The 20555-nt window shown below is 72.9% G+C and carries 14 protein-coding genes; 10 read left to right on the top strand and 4 right to left on the bottom strand.

Annotation, left to right across the window (positions count from 1 at the left end; translation table 11 throughout):
• The first annotated feature begins 318 nt into the window (after positions 1 to 318).
• Positions 319 to 1338, top strand: a complete 1020-nt coding sequence (glnII, locus tag ACIP5M_RS22960) for a glutamine synthetase (protein ID WP_401199831.1) — start codon at positions 319 to 321, stop codon at positions 1336 to 1338.
• A gap of 533 nt (positions 1339 to 1871) precedes the next feature.
• A complete protein-coding gene (locus ACIP5M_RS22955) occupies positions 1872 to 2486 on the top strand; it encodes a winged helix-turn-helix domain-containing protein (protein ID WP_401199830.1) in 615 nt (204 codons plus the stop codon).
• Between the two features lie 79 nt (positions 2487 to 2565).
• On the opposite strand, the gene ACIP5M_RS22950 is transcribed toward ACIP5M_RS22955, so the two are convergent.
• Positions 2566 to 4029 (bottom strand): PepSY-associated TM helix domain-containing protein, encoded by a 1464-nt coding sequence (locus ACIP5M_RS22950; RefSeq protein ID WP_401199828.1) that lies wholly within the window; start codon positions 4027 to 4029, stop codon positions 2566 to 2568.
• Between the two features lie 76 nt (positions 4030 to 4105).
• Positions 4106 to 4810, bottom strand: coding sequence for a hypothetical protein (locus tag ACIP5M_RS22945; RefSeq protein ID WP_401199826.1), 705 nt, complete (start codon positions 4808 to 4810; stop codon positions 4106 to 4108).
• 202 nt (positions 4811 to 5012) lie between these two features.
• On the opposite strand from ACIP5M_RS22945, the gene ACIP5M_RS22940 reads away from it, so the two are divergent.
• The 8 genes from ACIP5M_RS22940 (at position 5013) to ACIP5M_RS22905 (ending at position 13428) form a co-directional block, all read left to right on the top strand.
• Complete coding sequence (locus ACIP5M_RS22940; protein WP_401199824.1) at positions 5013 to 5600, top strand: rhomboid-like protein; 588 nt, start codon at positions 5013 to 5015, stop codon at positions 5598 to 5600.
• A gap of 77 nt (positions 5601 to 5677) precedes the next feature.
• Positions 5678 to 6472, top strand: a complete 795-nt coding sequence (locus ACIP5M_RS22935; RefSeq protein ID WP_401199822.1) for a tyrosine-protein phosphatase — start codon at positions 5678 to 5680, stop codon at positions 6470 to 6472.
• A gap of 144 nt (positions 6473 to 6616) precedes the next feature.
• Positions 6617 to 8530, top strand: a complete 1914-nt coding sequence (locus ACIP5M_RS22930) for a hypothetical protein (protein WP_401199820.1) — start codon at positions 6617 to 6619, stop codon at positions 8528 to 8530.
• A gap of 182 nt (positions 8531 to 8712) precedes the next feature.
• A complete protein-coding gene (locus ACIP5M_RS22925; protein WP_401199819.1) occupies positions 8713 to 10119 on the top strand; it encodes a hypothetical protein in 1407 nt (468 codons plus the stop codon).
• Between the two features lie 46 nt (positions 10120 to 10165).
• Positions 10166 to 11062 carry a metal-dependent hydrolase gene (locus ACIP5M_RS22920; protein ID WP_401199818.1) on the top strand — a complete coding sequence of 299 codons (897 nt, stop codon included), beginning with the start codon at positions 10166 to 10168 and terminating at the stop codon, positions 11060 to 11062.
• A complete protein-coding gene (locus ACIP5M_RS22915; RefSeq protein ID WP_401199817.1) occupies positions 11059 to 12102 on the top strand; it encodes a PDR/VanB family oxidoreductase in 1044 nt (347 codons plus the stop codon). The genes ACIP5M_RS22920 and ACIP5M_RS22915 overlap by 4 nt, the downstream gene beginning before the upstream one ends.
• A gap of 23 nt (positions 12103 to 12125) precedes the next feature.
• On the top strand, positions 12126 to 12848 hold the full coding sequence (locus ACIP5M_RS22910) for a TetR/AcrR family transcriptional regulator (protein WP_401199816.1): 723 nt from the start codon (positions 12126 to 12128) through the stop codon (positions 12846 to 12848).
• Between the two features lie 43 nt (positions 12849 to 12891).
• Positions 12892 to 13428, top strand: a complete 537-nt coding sequence (locus ACIP5M_RS22905; protein WP_401199814.1) for a GNAT family N-acetyltransferase — start codon at positions 12892 to 12894, stop codon at positions 13426 to 13428.
• Here the strand turns inward: ACIP5M_RS22905 and pulA are convergent.
• Entirely contained in the window at positions 13415 to 18760 is a 5346-nt protein-coding gene (pulA, locus tag ACIP5M_RS22900) for a pullulanase-type alpha-1,6-glucosidase (RefSeq protein ID WP_401199812.1), read from the bottom strand. The genes ACIP5M_RS22905 and pulA overlap by 14 nt on opposite strands.
• An 82-nt stretch (positions 18761 to 18842) precedes the next feature.
• The gene (locus ACIP5M_RS22895; RefSeq protein WP_401199810.1) at positions 18843 to 20555 is read right to left on the bottom strand and encodes a carbohydrate-binding module family 20 domain-containing protein; all 1713 of its coding nucleotides are present in this window, start codon (positions 20553 to 20555) and stop codon (positions 18843 to 18845) included.

Here is a 20555-nt window from a genome sequence, read left to right as displayed (position 1 = left end):
GGACCGGCTGGGCGGCACCCTCGACGGGGCTCGTCACGGGGGTCACGGCGGGGGTCGCGACGGCACTCTCGACGGGGTCTCCGGCAGAGGTCACATCAGACAAAATGCTCATCCGACCAGTCTGCCCCACCCGGACGGACGCTCCGCCCCCAACCCGCTGCCGACCCGCACAACCCACCCGACCTGCGGCGTAAACGTCGGTAACACGGGGTTCACACACGGGCAACGGAAGGGAAATCGCGGCGGGGCACGCTGCGGTCGACACCGCAGCGATGAAGCAGCGACCAGCAGCACCCGCAGAGTCTGAGGATGGGGCCCGTGAGCTACAAGGCTGAGTACATCTGGATCGACGGCACCGAGCCGACGGCGAAGCTTCGCTCCAAGACGAAGATCCTCGCGGACGGCGACGCGCTGCCGATCTGGGGCTTCGACGGATCGAGCACCAACCAGGCCGAGGGCCACGCCTCCGACCGCGTGCTGCAGCCGGTCTTCTCCTGCCCGGACCCGATCCGCGGCGGGAACAACGTCCTGGTCCTGTGCGAGGTCATGAACATCGACATGACCCCGCACGAGTCGAACACCCGCGCGCTGCTGCGTCCGATCGCCGAGGAGTTCGCGGAGCAGGAGCCGATCTTCGGCATCGAGCAGGAGTACACCTTCTTCGACGGCTCCCGCCCGCTCGGTTTCCCGGTGAACGGCTTCCCGGCGGCGCAGGGCGGCTACTACTGCGGTGTCGGCTCGGACGAGATCTTCGGCCGTGAGATCGTCGAGAAGCACCTGGACCACTGCCTGGCGGCGGGCCTGAGCATCTCCGGCATCAACGCCGAGGTCATGCCCGGCCAGTGGGAGTTCCAGGTCGGCCCGGTCGGCCCTCTGGAGGTCTCGGACCAGCTGTGGATCGCGCGCTGGCTGCTCTACCGCACCGCCGAGGACTTCAACGTGTCGGCGACGCTGAACCCGAAGCCGGTGAAGGGCGACTGGAACGGCGCGGGCGCGCACACCAACTTCTCCACGAAGGCGATGCGCGAGGACTACCGCGCGATCATCTCCGCGTGCAAGGCGCTGGGCGAGGGCAGCAAGCCGCTGGACCACGTGAAGAACTACGGCGCCGGCATCGACGAGCGCCTGACGGGTCTGCACGAGACCGCCCCCTGGAACGAGTTCAGCTACGGCGTCTCGGACCGCGGCGCCTCGGTCCGCATCCCGTGGCAGGTGGAGAAGGACGGCAAGGGCTACATCGAGGACCGCCGCCCGAACGCCAACGTGGACCCGTACGTGGTGACCCGCCTCATCACGGACACCTGCTGCACGGGCCTGAAGAAGGACGGCCTGGTCTAGTACCGGCACACCGGCCCTGCCTGGCCCCCGGGCCCATGACCCCCGGGCCGCTGATCGGCACACGCGGCGCCCGTTCTCCCTCCGGGGAGGGCGGGCGTTCCGCTGTTGCCGGTGGGACGGATCGGTCCACGATGCGATACGGGGCCGCCGGAGCGACGAGGTGCGGGCGACCGGCCGTTGACGATATGTCTGGGTTGTGACCGTCCGGCGAACATGTGATCGCGGAATTTGAGATTCCGATCCATTAGTTGAGACAAGGTCTGCCCCGGGCGCCGCACATCTGCTTGAATGACGCCATGGCCAGCCACTCGCACACCTCGTCAGGTCGCAGCGACCTCGAGCCGTTCTGGCCGTCCCGTCAGGACCACGATTTCGACCGGGTGTGTTGCCGCGCGAAGAACGCGCCGGCCCTCTAAAGCCTCCGGGATCTCCCACCTGACCTTCCCCGAGGCCTTCGGTCTGCGCGGTACGACATCGATGACGCACGTGCGTACGTCTCCTGCCGGCCCTCCGCGTGAAAGAGCTGACCACTCATGGCGAACACCCGTTCCCTCGTTTCTGCCGCCTCCGCTGCGACCTCCACCCCTCCCCTGACCTTCCCTCCCAGTCCCCGCCACCGGCTGCGGGCCGTGGACCGGGACGAGGTGGCCCGGGTCGTGGACCTGCTCCCGCCCGGTGCCACCTGGCTGCCCGCGCCCCAGCACACGCTGCCGGCCCTGCCGGGCCATCCGCCGATGGTCGGCTACCTGGTCCTGGTACCGGCCGACCAGCAGCCGCCGATCGCCTTCGCCCCGCAGGCGGTGGCCACCCCGGGACCGTCGGCTCCCCCGGCCGCTCCGGCCCCCCAGTCCCCGGCCGCCGTGGGCGACGCGCTGGTCCGCATCGACTCGGCGCGGCGCACCGCCGAGGTCGACGGGCACGTACTCGACCTGACCTACCTGGAGTTCGAGCTGCTGGCCCACCTGGTGAAGCACCCGCACCGGGTGCACAGCCGGGACCAGCTGGTGACCACCGTCTGGGGCTACGGCCACGTCGGCGACGGCCGGACCGTGGACGTCCACATCGCCCGGCTGCGCCGCAAGCTGGGCGCGTCCCACCGCGGCGCCATCCAGACCGTGCGCCGGGTGGGGTACAAGTACGCCCCCTGAGCGGCCTGTTGAACAGGTGCGGGCGGGCCGGCGGCCCGTACCCCCGGCCGGGGGACGGGCCGCCGGCCCGCTGCCGCTGCTACGGGGCCGGCGTCGGGGCCTGCGTGCGGCGCCTGACCGCGAAGCCCCACAGGGCGTCGGCCACCAGGAACGCGACCAGGCTGAGGCCGAGCAGCGGGACGAACCAGCCGACCACCGCGGTCGCCGCGGCCAGGGGCAGCAGCACGGTCACCGGCAGCTTCCGCCAGGCACCGCGGGGCTGGGCACGTCCGGCGGAGAACACGCGGTCCTTGGTCGGCCGGCGCAGCCACCACATCCGGTAGCCCCAGAAGACGAGGAACATCAGCGCGACGGCGAGCGCGGCGAGCGCCAGCTGGTTGACGAGTCCGAAGGTCTGGCCCATGTGCAGGTCGATGCCGAAGCGGGTCATCTTGGCGAGCAGCGGGTAGTCGGCGAAGCGCAGCTCGTCCATGACCCGGCCGTCGGCGGGGTCGATCGAGACGGCGTCCAGGTGCACCGGCACCTGCTTGTCCTTCTCCTTGACGACGTACCCCTTGCCCTGGGCCGGGAGCGTCACCTGGAGGTACTCGGTCACGCCTGCGGCGCGGGCGGCCGCGACGGCGCGGTCGATGCCGACGTCGGCGGTCGGGGCGGGCGGCGGCATTTCCATGCCTTCGGTCATGACGTGGCCGGCGTGCTCGTCGCCGGCTGCGGCGCCCGGGCCGGGGGTCAGCTTCGCGGAGACGGCGGGGGTGGCCCCGCCGAGGCGGTCCTGGAGCCGGCCGATGTTCTCGCCGGCGTACTTCGACCAGGTCAGGCCGGTGGCGGAGAGGGCGACGAGTCCGGCGACCGACCAGAGCCCGACGGCCCCGTGCCAGGACAGGGTCCGGCGGCGTCCGGTTGCCGCACGGTCGGGGCGGAGGAGGTCGGCCGTGCGCTTGCGCCGGCGGCCGACCCACAGGGCGAGCCCGCCGAGGGCGACCACCCACAGCCAGCTCGCGGCGAGCTCGCTGTAGTTCCGGCCGAACTCCCCGAGCTGGAGGTTCGAGTGGAATTCGCTCAGCCAGGCCCGCAGCGGGAGCGCGTCGCCGGAGGTGGTGAGCTGTCCGCGCACCTCGGCCGTATACGGGTCGACGAACACGGTGAGGGTCCGGCCCTCCTCCAGCCCCGGGGCCTCCATGACCACGCGGGTGGTCTCGTCGGCTTTGGGCGCCGGCGCCACGGACGTGACCTTCCCGTCCGGTGCGGCGGCCTTGGCCGCCGCGACCTGGGCGCTGAGCGGCAGGGCGGCCTCGCCCACGCGGGCGACGGTCAACTGGTCGGAGTAGACGATCCTCTCGGCCTGCCAGGAGCCGGCGTAGAGCAGCCCGGTGGCGGCGGCGAGGAACAGCAGCGGGGCGACGAGCAGGCCCGCGTAGAAGTGCATGCGCAGGAGCAGCGGCCGCAGGGCGGCCCAACTGCCGCCGCGGTTCTTCGGTATGCCGGCGGGGGCGTCTGGGGTGGCGTCCGGCGTGCGGGCGCCCTGGGCCTCGTCGAGAGACATGTGGGTCCTAGGTGTAGGCGAAGACATGGGGAAACCGGCCCCAGGTCTCGCCCCTCCGGGCGGAGGGTGCGCCGGTTCAGGCGCGGGCAGGACGGCCGGGGGCCGTGGTGCGGACGGCTCGGCCCGCGGGCGGCCCGCGGCGCACCACGGCGTGGGCGTGCACGGCCCCGCGCAGACGGCGCGGCCGTTCGTACGGGGGGCGGCACGTCATCAGGGCTGCCGGGGCCGCCGGGGCCGCCACCCGTTCCCGTACGAGGACGAGCGCGCGGGCGAGCGGCCGGGCCGCGTGCCGCGCGGCGGCGCCCAGGGTCCGGGCGAGCCGGAAGACGGCGGCCTCGCCCCAGGCCAGCCAGGCGGCGCAGAACAGTCCGGCGAGCACGTGCGCGGCGATCATCCCGGCTCCGCCGTGACCGGCCATGGCGTGACCGGCTCCGCCGTGACCGGACATCGCGTGCCCGGCCATGCCGGCGAGGTCGGCCATGCCCGTGAGGTCTGCCATGCCCGTGAGGTCTGCCATGCCCGTGAGGTCTGCCATGCCCGTCGGGTCGGCCATCGCGGCCGCCATCGCGGCCGGGTCGGCGCCCGCGCCCCCGCTCCCGCCCGTCTCCATGCCCGGCACGTGGTGGTGACCGGTGGTCGCCGCGGACGCGGACGCCGGCGCGGCGGCCCGGCTGCCGGAGAAGACGAGGTGCAGCACCCCCTGCACGGCGAGCAGGGCCGCGGCGATCCCCGCCGGTCCCCGCCGCCGGCCGGTGGCGAGCCGGGCGAGTGCGCCGGTCACCCCGAAAGCACACAGAAGGCCCATAAGGGGGATATCGGTGCCGGACATGTACGAATGCCCCACCGCACCCAATGCGGTACACATCGCCGCGAACATCGCGGCCCGCGTGGTGCGCATCGGCGCACGGCTCCTCGGCATGGCCGGGACATGGTCCCACGGGGCCGGTGGAGCCCGCCAGGAGGCCGTATCCGATCATGATCGGGTGAATCCAATTCCACTGGGAGCGGTCTACGCCGGCGGGGTCCAGCTCGGGGCGCACGCCTTGGAGCGGATGGCGGCCGCGGAACGGGAGCGCCTGCTCCGCAGCTGCTCGACGAATGTCGACAATCTCGCCGCCGGGCGCTGGGAGACGCTGCTGAGCAGCGCCTTCGTCGTCGAGGAACCCATGCCCCTGCCGTACGCGCTGCTGCTGGTCGCGGTGCTCGGGTACGCCGAGTACGCGTACGGCGCCTGGTGGACGGCCGCGGTGTTCCTGTTCGGGCACGCGACGGCGACCCTCCTCGTGTACGGAGCCCTGCGCCGGACGGCCGATCCGCGGACCCGGCGCGCCCTGGACGTGGGGACCAGCTACGGATTCAACGCCGTGCTCGGGGCGCTGACCTCGGCCCTGCCGCGCGGGGCGGTCCGTACGGCTGGACGGGCGGGGCTGCTGGCCCTCGCCGCGGCCCCCGTCCTGGGGCGCCGGCGGAGCTTCACGGACGCCGGACACCTGGCGGCCCTCGCCCTGGGGATCGGGGTCTCGCTGGCCGTCGATTGCCTTTCCGGGCCAAAGCATCCGAAAATCATATGAATCACCAAAGAGTGCGCATGCAAGAACACGCACGAGAGCACGCGCACGAGCCCGCCCGAGCCGCTGGAGCAGCCACGATGACCGCCACCCCCGCCACCACCGTCGCCAACCTCCGCGACCTCGGCGGCACCCCCCTCTCCGGCGGCCGCACCGTCCGTTCCGGCCTGGTGCTGCGTTCCGGCCAGCTCGACCGGCTCGACCTCGACGCCGACCCGGTGATGGCCGCGCTGGGCCTGCGCACCGTCATCGACTTCCGCACCGCCGGCGAGCGCACCGCCTACCCCGACCGCGTCCCGGACGGCGTCCGGGTGCTCGTCGGCGATGTCCTCGCCGACAAGATGAACTCGGGCCGGATGCCCGCCGCCGCACAGCTCAAGGACCTGCTGTCCGACCCGGTGGTGGCGGAGGAGCGCCTGGGCGGCGGCAAGGCGCAGGCCCTGTTCGGCGACGTCTACCGCTCCTTCGTGAGCTCGGCCTCCGGGCAGGCCGCGTACCGGATGCTGCTCACCGAGGCCGCCGACCCGGACGCCGGGCCGCTGCTCTTCCACTGCACGGCCGGCAAGGACCGTACCGGCTGGGGCGCGACGGTCATCCTGTCGCTGCTGGGCGCGGACGAGGAGACGCTGATGGCCGAGTACCTGTCGGTGAACCCGGCGGTCAAGCAGGCCTTCGCCCCGATGATCGAGGGCTTCACGGCGGCCGGCGGCGACCCGGACATCGCGCTCGCGCTGATCGGCGTCTTCCCCGCCTACCTGAAGGCGGCCCTGGACGAGGTCGAGACGCGCTACGGCTCCATGGAGAAGTACGTGCGCGAGGGGCTCGGCGTCTCCGACGAGACGGTCGAGGCGCTGCGCGCCCGCCTGACGGCCTGACGGCCTCGCGGCCTCGTGGCCGGGGCCGTCCGCCGGAGCACCGGCCCGCTGCCCCACCCGTGCGCCCGGGCGCTGCCGCCGGTCCTTCCGAACGATTGCGCCGGGGATCGGTGACCATCCGACGATTCCCTCGTTCTGCTGAATGTGACTGCGCCGGATACCGCCACCCGCCCCCTGTCTCCCGACGTCGAGCAGGCCGAGGCCGCCATCGTCGAGCACTACCCTCGGCTGGTGCGGCTCGCCTACCTGGTGCTGCCGCCCTCACTCGGCCGCAACCGCCGGGTGCTCACCGCCCATTCGCTGGTCCAGCGGGCCCTGCCCCGCGGCCGCCGGGACGCGGCGGCGGCCGTGCGGGGCGGGGTCCCGGGCCAGCGCGGCGGCGAGGGCGACGCCGGGTACGCGTACGTCCGGCTGCGCGTGCTGCGCGCCGCCCTGGAGGCCGGGGTACCGCTGACCTTCCGCGCCCTGCCCCGGCGCGCGCAGCTCCCGCCCGCGCTCCCGCAGGTGTGGGGGCTGCGGCTGTTCCCCCGCTCCGGCGGGGCCGAGGAGCTCGCCCTCGACCAGTGGCTGGCCACCCTCGGCGGGCCCGGGCGCGCGGCCTGCGTGCTGCGGGCCCTGGAGCGGCTGCCCGAGCCGGAGGTGCTCCGGGTGCTGGACGAGGCCGGGGTCGCGGACCCGGCCGCCGCGGTCGCGGAGTCCGGGGACCCGGCGAACGACTCCCTGTTCGCCTCCCCCGAGTTCGACCCGTGCGTGCTCCAGGCCCGGCCCACCGACCTGCTGCGCCGGCGGCGCCTGGTGCGGGCCGCGTTGGCCGCCGGGGCCGCCCTCGCCGTGTGCGGGGCGCTGCTCGCGCTGCCCGGCGGGGGCTGGGGCGCGGACGGGGCCGCCGCCCCGCCGTACGCGCGCAACGCCGCCGCCGAAGAGGCGCTGGATCCCGGCAAGCTGCTCCGGGCCGCGCCCACGCTGTGGCGCACGTCCTCCCGTACGGACTTCTCCGCCTGGCCCGCGCGCGGCGACCGGGCCGACGACGCCGGGCTGCTGCGCCGGGCGCTGGCCGTCTGGGCCCGGCCCGGCTCCTCGGTGGTCGTCTCGGCCACCCCGGGGACCCCCTCCGGACCGCCGATGGGACCGCCGCAGCTGCTGTTCGCCGGCGCCGTCGACCAGGCCGTCGTGGTGCTGTTCCACGACGGCCTGCGCGTGGTCCGGTACGCCGAGCCGCGCACCGGGACCAGCGGCGCCGCCCTGGACTTCGCCCGGACCGACGGCGCCTCCGCGGACACCGCGACCGCTCTCGTGGTCAGCCGGGTCGACGGCAACGTCCGCTACCTCGCCGCGCCCTGGGTGACCGGGGCGGCCCTGCGGGACCTGCTGAAGCCGGGCGAGGCCCCGGCGGCCCTGAAGCTCGGCCCGGACGGGGTCACCCCGCCCGTGCCGAGTCCGGCGCCGGCGGGCGACTGCACCAGCTGGAACGGTCTGGCCCTGACCGGTGACGGCGCCACCCGGCTCATCACGGACCTGGGTGAACTGACCCCGGCCCGGCTCACGTCGGGCGCCCCGGGTGCGGAGCGCGATGTGACCGAGGCCGCGGAGCTCGGTGACTGGTCGCGGATCGCCTGCCTGCTGCCGTCGGTCCGCTCGCACGGGGTCCGTACGGTCAACGCCTGGACGTACGCGAAGCAGCCGCTGCCGGAGGGCGAGGGGACGGCGACCTGGCTGTGCACGCGGGCCGAGACCTGGCAGGGCTCGGCGGACCGGGTGCAGGCGCAGTTCCTGACGCCGGGCGCCCCGCTCGCCGCGCAGGCGGCGAGGTCGGAGGGGTCGCAGGCCTGCGGTCCGCGGGAGCCCAGGGTGCTGGCGGGCGTGCTGTGGAAGTCGCGGGCGGGCCAGTGGTACGTCCTGGCGGCGGGCAGTGCGCAGTTCGCCTCGCTGTCGGTGTCGGGCGGCGGGGTGAGCGGGTCCGCGAACGGCAACCGGCTGGCGGTCAAGGCCCGGGAGGGCGCGCAGGTCGACCTGTCGGGCAAGCTGACGGACGGCACGAAGGCGGGGGCGCTGCGGTAGGAGCCGGCGGGCCGGGCGCGCGACCGGCTCCGCAGGAGGGTGGGTGAAGCTTCAACCACCAAATAACGTCAGGGAGTTGGCGGGATCCGGACATGACTGCCGCTATACGCACATGGCATGATCGACTTCCGGTTACCGATCGGTAATCCCCCCCACCCCTCACGCACTCGAAGGTCACCCACGTGCGCACGCTCGCCCGACGCCTCCTGCTCCCCGGCCTGACCACACTGGCGCTCGCCGCCACCGGCTGCTCCTCCACCGCCCACACCGGCGCCTCCGACGCCGCCGCCCCCTCCCCCCTCGCGGCCACGGCCGACGGCACGTCGCAGCGGCTCGACGTGGCCGCGGCGCCTCAGGGGACGCCCACACCGGCGGCCGTGGCCCGCGCCGCCGGGAAGGGCACGACCGAGAAGTCCTCGCTGAAGGTCACCTCCTACGACCGGGCGAGCGGACGGGCCGTCATAGCCAAGGCCCCCCAGGGGCCCTCCCGTTCGCCGTCGCCGGGCAGGTCTCCCGAGGCCGACCGGCCCGTCGCGGTGGGCGACGTCATCGCCAGCGCTCCGGCGCCCGGCGCCCCCGACGGTCTGCTCGCCAAGGTCACCGAGGTCGTCGGGAAGACCGAGGGCGGCACCGAGGTCAAGACCGCCTCCACGACGCTGACCTCCGTCCTGGGCGACGACAAGGCCGACGGCAAGGTCCCCGTCGACCCGTCGTCGGTCACCGTCGAGCCCCTGATGAAGGGCGTCACCTTCTCCTGGGCCAAGGGCCGGGGCATGACGTTCGGCCCCGAGGGCGCGAAGCTGCCCCTGGGCAACCTGCGCCTCGACGTGCAGGCCGCCGTCGACACCGCCCCGGACGCCCCCGCCTCGGCCGGCGCCTCGGTGTCCGGATTCGTCCAGCTCGCCCCCCAGGTGGAGTTCTCGTACGACGGCAGCTCTGGCGGCGGTTCCGGTCCGCGCGGCGCCTTCCTCGGCATGAGCGGCGACTGGTCCTCGCAGTGGAAGCTCCAGGGCCGCGCCGCCGCGAGCACCGGGGCGCCCAAGCGGATCCCCTTCGCGAAGCTGCACAGCGCTCCGGTCATCCAGGTCGGCCCGGTGCCGGTCGTCGTCAACCTGGACCTGACCTGCTACGTCCAGGTGGAGGCCGACGGCCGCGTGACCCTCGACGTCCAGCAGGACGTCAAGGGCGACTTCAAGGTCGGCGGCAGCTACGCGGCGGGCAAGGGCTGGACGCCGGTCAGCGCGTCGAACGTCCGGAGCACTCCGGTCAAGGCGAGCGTCACCGCCGCCGGAAAGGTCAAGGGCGCGCTCGGCGCCGAGGCCTCCGTCGGCCTGTACGGGGCCGTCGGCGTCAGCGCGGACTTCGCCCCCTACGTGCGCGGCGAGGCCGACGTCAAGGCGGCCGCGTCCAGCGACGGCAGGTCTTCCCTCAGCGGCGCCTGGGCGCTGTACGGCGGCTTCGACCTGAGCGGGCAGCTCCACCTGCAGCTGTCCCTGTTCGGCACGCCCGTCTTCGAGCGCCGCGTCCCGCTGGGCACCCTCAACCGCGAGTGGGCGCTCGCGAGCGGGACCGCCGGGCGAGAGAAGTAGACGCAGAGGGGTTTTCCTCTCCACTACCCCTCAGTACATTGACGCCATGTCTAATACGCCGCTCGCGCCCGCCCCCGTGGCGTCGGAACGCATGGACCTGAAGCCCCGGAACGTGTCCTTCGGCTGGAAGGACACCCCGCTCCACTGGCTGCCGAACGACCCCTTCGCCGGGCACATGATCAACGTCCTGCACCTGCTGCTCCCCGCGGGCGAGCGCTGGTTCGTGCACGTCTACAAGCAGGTGCTCCCGTACATCGAGGACGAACGACTGCGCGCGGACGTCGTCGGCTTCATCGGCCAGGAGGCCATGCACGCCGCCGCGCACGACGACGTGCTCCCCCACCTCAAGCGGCTCGGCCTGGACCCGACCCCGTACACGGCACAGGTCGACTGGCTCTTCGAGAAGCTGCTCGGCGACCGGACCCTGCCCCCCGGCCGGGCCCGCCACTGGTGGCTGATGGAGCGGGTCGCGATGATCGCCGCGATCGAGCACTACACGGCGTTCCTCGGCGACTGGGTGCTGAACGCGGACGAGCTGGACCGGCGGGGCGCCGACCCCACCATGCTCGACCTGCTGCGCTGGCACGGTGCGGAGGAGGTCGAGCACCGCTCGGTGGCCTTCGACCTCTTCATGCACGTGGACGGCAACTACCGCCGCCGCGCCCGGACCTGGGCCACCGGCTTCTCGGCGCTGGTCTTCCTGTGGCAGCGCGGGGTCCGCTTCTTCATGGAGAACGACCCGACGCTCACCGACGGCAAGGCCTCCTTCGGGCAGTTCTTCCGGGCGGGACAGCAGGGTGTACTGCCCTCCACGGGCGCCATGCTGAAGTCCATACCGAAGTACCTCTCCCGTACGTACCACCCCTCGCAATCGGGCTCGACGGCCCAGGCCGTGGCCTATCTGGCCACCTCCCCCGGCGCGAACGGCGGTGCGAAGGCGTGAGGCGCACCCTCGCGGTCACGGCGGTGGCCGGCGCGGCCTGGGCCGCCAGGCGGGCGCTGGGCCGCCGCATCGCGAAGTCCCCGCTGTGGCCGCTGCCCGCCCTGGACACACCGGTCTCCGGGTACTCCCCGCGCCGCCCGCTGCGCGCGCTGATCGTCTCCCGTACGGAGCCGGCCGAGGGGGTGCTGCGGCTGGTCCTGGAATCGCCCGAGCTCCCCGCGTGGACGCCGGGCGCGCACGTGGACATCACCCTCCCCTCGGGCCTGGTGCGGCAGTACTCGCTGTGCGGGGATCCGGCGCAGGCGGGTGCCTACACGATCGCGATCCGCCTCGTCGAGGACGGCCGCGGCGGCTCCCGCGAGGCGCACGCCCAGCTGGTCGAGGGCGCCGAGCTGGAACTGCGGCCGCCGCGCAACCGTTTCGAGCTGGTCCCCGCGCCCTCGTACGCGTTCGTCGCGGGCGGCATCGGCATCACCCCGATCCTGCCGATGCTGCGGGCGGCCACGGCGGCCGGCGCCGACTGGACCCTCCTCTACGGGGGCCGCTCGCGCGCCTCGATGCCCTTCCTGGCCGAACTGGCCGAGTACGGGGACCGGGTGACCGTGCTGCCGGAGGACGAGGTGGGCCTGCCCGACCTGGCGCCGCTCGCCGGGATCCGGCCCGGCACGCCGGTCTACTGCTGCGGCCCGGAGCCCCTGATGCGCGCCGTTGCGGCCGCGGTCCCGGATCCCGCGCAGGTCCGCCTGGAGCGTTTCGTCCCGTCGGCGCCCGGCCCTGCGCGGCCCTTCACCGTCGAACTGCGCCGCTCGGGGCGCACGGTGGAGGTCGGCGCGGCGGAGAGCGCGCTGGCCGCGGTGCGGCGGGAGCTGCCCGACACCCCGTACTCCTGCGAGCAGGGCTTCTGCGGCACGTGCCGGCACCGGGTGCTGGTGGGCGAGGTCGACCACCGCGACGAACTGCTCAGCGACCAGGAGCGTGCGGATGCGATGCTGCTGTGCGTCTCGCGCGCGAAGGGGGACCGCCTCGCCCTGGACCTCTGAGGGGTCCCCAGTAGGGTGTCCGCATGACAACCGGGGTGCGGCGCAGGATGGGTGTCGAGGAGCGACGGCAGCAGCTGATCGGGGTTGCCCTGGAGCTGTTCAGCAACCGGTCGCCCGACGACGTCTCCATCGACGAGATCGCGGCGGCCGCGGGGATATCGCGGCCGCTCGTCTACCACTACTTCCCGGGCAAGCTGAGCCTGTACGAGGCGGCGCTGCGGCGGGCGGCCGATGAGCTGGCGCTGCGGTTCGTGGAGCCCCAGGAGGGGCCGCTCGGCGCCCGGCTGCTGCGGGTGATGGGGCGGTTCTTCTCGTTCGTCGACGAACACGGGCCGGGTTTCTCGGCGTTGATGCGGGGCGGCCCGGCGGCCGGGAGCAGCCGGACCAACGCGATGATCGACGAGGTGCGGCAGGCGGCGTACGAGCAGATCCTCGCGCACCTGGGGGTCGAGGAGCCGCCCGCCCGCCTGGAGCTGGTGGTGCGTTCCTGGGTGTCGCTCGCCGAGTCCACGGCGCTGATCTGGCTGGACGGGCGGCGGATCCCGCGGGGCGAGCTGGAGTTGCAGCTGGTGCACGACTTCGCGGCGCTGGCCGCGGTGAGCGCCGCGTACGACGCGGAGATGGCCGGGATCCTCACGCGGATCCTGGCCCACGAGCCGGTGGACGGGCCCTTCGGGGAGCTGGTGGCCCGGCTCGGAGCGCTGGTGGCGGCCGGGGTCGCCGGAGGGGCGCCGGCCCCGAGCTGATCTTGGCTGTGGCGGTCCCTCGCACGTCACCGATAATGCCCGCGTGATCATTGACGACGGGATCTTGTTCCGGCCGGCCGAGGAGAAGGACGCCGGCACCCTGGTGCAGCTGTACGACCAGGCTGCCCGCTGGATGCGGCAGCAGGGCATCGAGCAGTGGAAGCCGGGCGACAAGGACGCCGCGCACTTCCTGGCGAAGATGCGCGACGGCGACGTGTGGCTCGCCGGTGACACCGACGGGCGGGTGGTCGGGGCGTACGAGCTGTGGTGGTCCGACGAGGAGGCCTGGGGCGTGCAGCCTCCGGTGGCCGGGTACGTGCACCGGCTGATGGTGGCGCGCGGGGCCGCCCCCGCCGGCGCCGGGCGCCGCATGCTCGAACATGCCGAGCGGCGGATCGCCAGGACGGGACGGGAGCGGGCCCGGCTGGACTGCGTCTCCACCAACCCCCGGCTGCTCGCTTACTACCGGGCTGCGGGCTACCGGGTGGTCGGGGAGTTCCCCCACAAGGAGGGGAAGGACGGCAGGATCTACGGGGTGATCCTGCTGGAGAAGCGGCTGGACCGGCTCACCGCCGTGTGAAGACGGCGACGGTGCGGGCGGGGGTCGTGAACTCTCCTGTCTGCGCGTCGTAGGTCGCCTGCTTGACCGTGGCGTCGGAGCCCGCGGCCTGGACCGGGTGGAGGGCGTAGGCGCTGCCCGCGAGCGCGGTCAGGCGCTGGGGCTGGGCGGTGGGGGTGGCGTTGAAGACCACCACCAGGTCGCCCAGGGTCATGGTGATCACGCCCGGGGTCTCGTCCTTGCCGGAGAGGGGGAAGGCCAGCTGCTGCTGGACGGCCTCCGCGGTGGTGAGGGCGAAGGACCGTTCCATCGTACGGATCTTCAGCAGGTCTCGGTAGGCGGCCGAGGCTGCGGTGATCTCCGTGCAGCCGGGAGCGGCCGCGCCCGTCAGGAGGGGCTTCGCGTAGAGCCACTTCGAGGCGTTGTCGGCGGCCGGGGGCAGGCCGCGGCCGAAGCCGTTGCCGTCACGGCAGTCCCAGTGGACGGCGTTGAACCAGTCGCCGCTGTCGTAGGAGTTGCGGTCCAGGGACTTGGAGCGGAGCAGGTCGGTGCCCGCCTGGGAGAGGGCCGGGCCCTGGGAGAGGGCGGCCGTCGCCATGGCCAGGACCTGCATGCGGGCCCGGTCGGCGGCGGAGGTGCCCGGCGGGAGCTTGTAGGTGAGGGCGTCGGCGAGGGTCTCGTTGTCGTGGGCGTCCGCGTAGGCGAGGGCGTCGCCGGGGGCGGCCGCGTAGCCGGCGGGGGCGCCGTTGTAGTCGAGCTCGGAGCCCTTGATGCGGCGGCCGGTGGTGTCGGTGAAGGCGTACGGGGCGAGGTTCCCGGACAGGCCGACCTTGATCAGGTCCTGGGCGTGCAGCAGGCGGGCCTTCTGCTCGGCCGGGGTGCCGTTGGCCGGTGAGCCGTTGGGCGCGGTGAACAAGCCCGAGGCGAAGCCCTGGACGCGCGGGTCCTCGTCGAAGGGGCCGCCGCCGCGGACGGCGTCACGGGCCCGGTCGGAGAAGGTGGCGATGCCGGTGCCGGCCATGTTCTGCTGGGTGGCCTGGACGAAGCGGGCGTCGTTGGCGATCTCGCCGAAGTTCCAGCCCTCCCCGTAGAGGACGATCTTCTTCCCGTCGACCCCGTCCTTGGCGGGGGTGAGCTCGTCGAGGGCCTTGCGGACGGCCAGGATGTTGGCCTTCGGGTGGTGGCCCATCAGGTCGAAGCGGAAGCCGTCGACCTTGTACTCCTTCGCCCAGGTGACGATCGAGTCGACGACCAGCCGGCCCATCATCGCGTTCTCGGGGGCGGTGTTGGAGCAGCAGGTGGAGGTCGCGACGCTGCCGTCGGCGAGCAGGCGCTGGTAGTAGCCGGGGACGATGCGGTCGAGGACGGACTTGTCCGACTGCCCGGCGGCGACGGTGTGGTTGTAGACCACGTCCATCACGGTGCGCAGGCCGGCGCCGTTCAGGGACTGGACCATGCGGCGGAACTCGACCGTGCGGGCCGTGCCGTTCGGGTCGCTCGCGTACGAGCCCTCGGGGACGGTGTAGTGCAGCGGGTCGTAGCCCCAGTTGTAGGCGTCCTTCGCGGCCGCGGCGGCCACGCACGCCTGCTGCTCCTGCGAGTCCGGTGCGTAGACGGTGAGGTCGCAGGCGGGTTCGGTGCGGTCGGAGGCCTTCTCCGGGATGGTGCCGATGTCGAAGGCCGGGAGGAGGTGGACGTAGGAGGTCCCGGCGGCGGACAGGTCGCGCAGGTGGCGCATGCCCGCCGACTCGGTGTCGGTGAAGGCGAGGTACTGCCCGGGGTGGCGCGAGGTGCGGTCCGCGACGGAGAAGTCGCGGACGTGCAGCTCCTGGATCTGCGCCGAGGTGAAGGGGACGGGCGCGGGCTTGCGCAGGTCCTTCCAGCCGGGCGGGGCGAGCTTCGGGTCGGCGAGGTCCACGACCAGGCTGTGGGTGGAATCCGCGGTCAGGGCGGTGGAGTACGGGTCGGTGACGAGGTTGCGGACCACCTGGCGGGTGCTCGGCGCCCAGACGGTGACGGCGTAGCGGTACGGCTTCGCGGCCCAGCCGCGCTCGCCGCGCACCGACCAGACGCCGGTTGTGTCGTCACGGCGCATGGGCAGGGTGCGGCCGTCGAGTTCGAGGGAGACCTCCTGGGCGGTGGGGGCCCATACGGAGAGGGTGGGGCGGCCGTCCTTGAACACCGGGCCCAGGGGCGCCGTGTTGGCGTACAGGTCGTCGAGGACGCCGGCGAGCTGGACGCCGGTCGCGGCGAGGACGGCGCCGTTGGCCGCCCGGGCGCTCGCGACGAGCTGGCCGCGCAGGGCCTCGCGGACCCGGTCGCGGTCGCGGGGGTCGACGGTGAAGGCGGTGTACGCCGCCAGGTGCGGGAACTTCTGCTTCTGGGCGGCGGTGAGCTCGGACCGGTTCAGCCGCAGCCACCGGGCCTGGCCGGTCAGGGTGCCGTTCTCGGCCTTGACGGCGCCCTCCCGGGAGGCGAGGAGCTGTACGGAGGCGGCGGCCGCGGGGGCGTTCCAGGCGAGGGTGTCGCGGTCGATCCAGACGGCCTGGGCCTTGGTGAGGTCGAGGGCGGCCGCCGATCCGGCGGGCTGCGGGAGGAGGTAGTGCTCCGTGCCGCCGAGCATCCAGACCTCGTGGCCGGTGGTCTTCAGGTCGAGGGACTGGTCGGTGGGGAGGTCCTTCTCGTCGCCCTTGTGGAGGATGTAGCCGAGGCTGGTGGCCCCGGCCGCGAGCGGGACCTCGTAGACCGCGCCGTAGGAGTCGGTGCGGGTGGGGAGCAGCGGCTTGGACCAGTCGGTCGGGGTCGCGGCGCCGGTCCAGACGTGCAGGCCCCAGCCGTCGTAGGCGCCGTCGGGGCGCTGGTAGTGCAGGACGGCCTTGGAGGTGTCCTGGGGCGGGTAGGCGGGCCGGTCGGTGCGGGCGGGTTCCTTGCCCTGCTCCAGCCAGATCTCACCGGTCTTCGTCACGTCGATGGTGCGGTCGGCGGCGACGTCCTTGTTGCCGTCCTTGTCGATGACGAGGTAGCCGACGGAGGAGGCACCGGGCTTGAGCTTGACGTGGGCGAAGGCGCCGTACGCGTCGCGGCCGGTGAAGTCGTGCCCGGCGGGCCAGGGCGTCGCCTCGCCGTCGGCGAGGTCGCCCCAGGCGTACAGGCGCCAGTTCGTGTAGTCGCCGTCGGGCCGGTTGTAGTGGACGACGGCGTAGTCGCGCTGGGTGGCGGTGGGAACCTCGGCGGGCGGGACCTGGCCGGAGGTGGACTGGGCGAGGGCGCTCGCGGTGCGGCCGGCGGAGTCGACGACGACGGCCTTGTAGCGCAGGGGCGTTCCGGCGGGGGCGGTGAGGTGCTGGGTGACCTTGTACGGGGCGTGGTCGGCGGAGCCGAGGACCTGCCACCTGTCGGTGCCGGTCTGGGCGGCGAACACGACGCGGTTCAGGCCGCCGCCGGTCACGTCGGCGGTGAGCTCGACGGTTCCGGTGGCGCCCGCGGCCGGCGCCTTGAGGGTCAGGGCGGGCTTGGCGGCGGGGGCCGGGAGGGGGGCGGTGCCCTGGAGGACGACCGAGCCGAAGGCGGGGACGACGACGGTGAGCTTGCCGGCCGAGGAGGCGCGGATCAGCGCGGTGCCGCCGTGGAGGGTGCGGTACTGCGCGCCGGCGGGGGCGTCGATCTCCACGGCCCTGGACTCGGTCCCGTTGTTGGCGGCGACGAGGTACTCGGTGCGGCTGCGGCTGTCCGTGCGGGCGAAGGCGTAGACGGAGCCGTCGCTGAGGCGCTCGCTCTGCATGCCGTCCCGCAGGGCGGGGTGGTCCTTGACCAGCTTCGAGAGAGCACTGATCTGCTGGTAGAGCGGGTGCCCCGGATCGTAGGCATCGCTCGCGTGCGTGCGCACTGTTCCGAGCTGGTCGTCGTCGACGTAGTCGGCGACCCGGGAGGCGAACAGCGGCTGGCGGGCGTCCTTGTCGCCGCCCGCACCCGTGAAGCCCTGCTCGTCGCCGGAGTAGACCACCGGATTGCCCCGGGAGAAGAACATCAGCTCATTGGCCAGCCGGTAGCGCTCCAGCAGCTCCTGCTCGCCGGCGCCCGGCCGGTCCTGCTTCAGGAAGGTGCCGAAGCGGCCCATGTCGTGGTTGCCGAGGAAGGTCACCTGCTCGTAGGCGTTGGCCTTGTCGGTGGTGTACCGGTAGTCGTCACCGAAGACGGAGGCCAGCCTCCCGGCTCCCGCGCCCTGGGAGGCGTAGGCGCGGATCGCGTCCTGGAGCGGGAAGTCGAGGGTGGCGTCGAGCCGCCCGCGCGTCACGTACGGAGAGGTGACCGCGGTGTCGGCGGAGTAGACCTCGCCGAACATGAAGAAGTCGTCGCGGCCGCGCTTGGCCGCGTACTTGTCCAGCGCGGTGGCCCACTGCGTCCAGAACTCCGTGTTGACGTGCTTGACGGTGTCGATACGGAACCCGTCGATGTCGAAGTCCCGGACCCACTTCTCGTAGATCTTCTCCATCCCGTCGACGACCTCGGGACGCTCGGTCCACAGGTCGTCGAGACCGAAGAAGTCGCCCTGCCCGGAGGACTCGCCGGCGAAGGTGGAGTCACCGCGGTTGTGGTACATCGCCGGGTCGTTGAGCCACGCCGGCGACTTGAGGTCCTTCTTCGCGTCGGGCACGAAGGGGGTCCGCGGGAAGGACCCGGCACCGACCTTCGGGAACTTCCCCTTCCCCGCCGCGTAGTCCGCGTCGTCGAACGGCACCCCGTCCTTGGTCAGGTACGGGAACGCCCCCTTCGACAGGTACGAGTAGGACGCCTCCCGGTAGTCGACGACATCGGCGGTGTGGTTGGTGATGACGTCGAAGAAGACCTTCATCCCCTTCCCGTGCGCCTTCTCCACGAGCCGCTCCAGATCGGCGTTGGTGCCGAAGTGCGGGTCGACCTGCGTGAAGTCGGTGATCCAGTAGCCGTGGTAGCCGGCGGAGACGTCATCGCCCTTCCCCTGCACCGGCTGGTTCTTGAAGATCGGCGCCATCCAGATGGCGGTCGTCCCCAATCCCTTGATGTAGTCGAGCCGGTCGGTGAGCCCCTTGAGGTCGCCGCCCTGGTAGAAGCCCTTGTCCGTCGGGTCCAGGCCGGTCTCCAGCCGGGTGCCGGTCAGACCGCCCCGGTCGTTGCGCGGATCGCCGTTCGCGAACCGGTCCGGGAGGACGAAGTAGAACTGCTCCCGGGTCAGGTCGTGACGGGCCGGCTCGGCGGCCAGCTTGGCGTCCGAGGGCGGGGCGGGCGGCCTGGCCGTGGCGGCCGCGGCGGGGAGGGCGGGCAGGAGCGTCACGGCCAGGGCGGCGGCGAGGACTCCTGCTGCAGGGCGTCTCAAGGCGAATCTCCTCGTGGATGAGGGCCGCCCGGCGGTGGCGGGGAAGAAGGTGCCGGGCGGCCCTGGCAGGTGGGGCGAGGGCTCAGCTGCGCCAGGTGTCGGTCAGCGTGATCGTGCCGCTCGCGGGGACGGTGGCCGTACGGTTGGCGCCGCTCTCCCAGGTGACGTTGCCGGAGCCGTCCTTGCGGATGTACTTGTACGCGAAGGAGGTCCCGGCCGGGAGCGTGACGTCGAGCTTCCACACGGGATAGGCGGCGGGGTCGAGCTTCAGCGCGCTGCCGGTGTTCCAGCCGCCGAGCTCGGCACGGTCGCCGGCGACGTAGACGTTCTCACCCGGCACGGTGGTGGCGTTGACCGCGAAGGAGGCACCCGCGCTCGTCGCGGGCGGCGTGGAGCCGGAGCAGGTCCGCGCACCGGCGTGCAGCGCGAGCGCCGTCCCCGCCGGGAGGGTGGCGGAGAAGCGCCCACCCGAGTCCACGGTCACCGTACGGCCGCTCTGGACGTCGCAGTAGGCGCCGCCCGGCAGGGAGGTCTGGAAGGTCCGGCTGAGCGCCGAGCCCTCGTGGTTGATGGCGACGTACGCCTTGGTTCCGCGCCCGAAGGCGATCTGGTCCGCGCCGTTGTCCCACCAGTTGGTGACGGCCTGACCGCGGGCCGCGTTGCGGAAGCCGACCATGGAGGAGATCTCCCGCCAGGCGTGCTGGCACTTCCATCCGTCGGCGTAACAGGCGCTCACCGCGCCGCCGTTGGGCGGACCGGCGTCCTTGTCACTCCACTCGTACCCGGAGTGCACGTCGGGAGACCCGTACGGCCAGGCCAGCATGAACACGCTGGCGAGCGTGTAGTCGGACCCGTTCTTGTAGGTGAGGGTGTCACCACCGCGCTCGGTGTCGTGATTGTCGACGAAAACAGCCGACTGCGCACTCGCCGTGTACCCCCAGGCCTCACCGAAGTTCTTCAGGTACGCCAGGTTCTCGTTCTGGAAGACCCGCTTCAGATCCCGCGCGTACCGGAACTCCTGCACGTCCCCGTTCCCGAGGTACTCACTCGGCGACACGGCCTCACCGGCGCCGTGGATGGCCTCCTGCTTCCAGTAGACCCCCGGAGCGGTCAGCCGGGACTTGATGGCGGCGAGGTCGGCGGCGGGCATGTGCTTGGCGGCGTCGATCCGGAACCCGTCGACACCGAGCGACAGCAGATCGTTCAGATAGCCGGCGATCCGCCCCCGCACGTACTCCTCACCGGTGTCCAGATCGGCCAGCTGCACGAGCTCGCAGTTCTGGACGTTGCCCTTGTCCTGGTAGTTCGAAATCACCGCCCGGCAGTCGTCCATGTCGGCCCCGGAGTAGAGACCCGGGTACCCGTACTTCGTGTACGAACTCCCGCCCGTCCCCACGCCGTCCCCGGCAGCCATGTGGTTGATCACCGAGTCGGCGACGACCTTCACCCCGGCCGCGTGGCACGTGTCGACCATGGCCTTGAAGGCGGCCCGGTCCCCGAGCCGCCCGGCGATCTTGTAGCTGACGGGCTGGTACGAGGTCCACCACTGGGAGCCCTGGATGTGCTCCTGCGGCGGCGACACCTGCACGAACCCGTACCCGGCCGGCCCGAGCGATTGGGTACAGGCCTTGGCCACGGACTCGAACCGCCACTCGAACAGCACGGCGGTGACGTCCTTGTCCCCTGGCGGGGCGGCGGAAGCCTGCGGAGCGTATCCGGTGACCGCGGCGAGCGCACCGGCGGCGAACAGGCCGGCGACGACGGCGCGCAAGGGTCTGGCAGCACTGACAGACAT

It is taken from the genome of Streptomyces sp. NPDC088762, from assembly GCF_044750905.1.
GTDB lineage: Bacteria > Actinomycetota > Actinomycetes > Streptomycetales > Streptomycetaceae > Streptomyces.
This window is presented reverse-complemented; position numbering and strand designations above follow the sequence as displayed.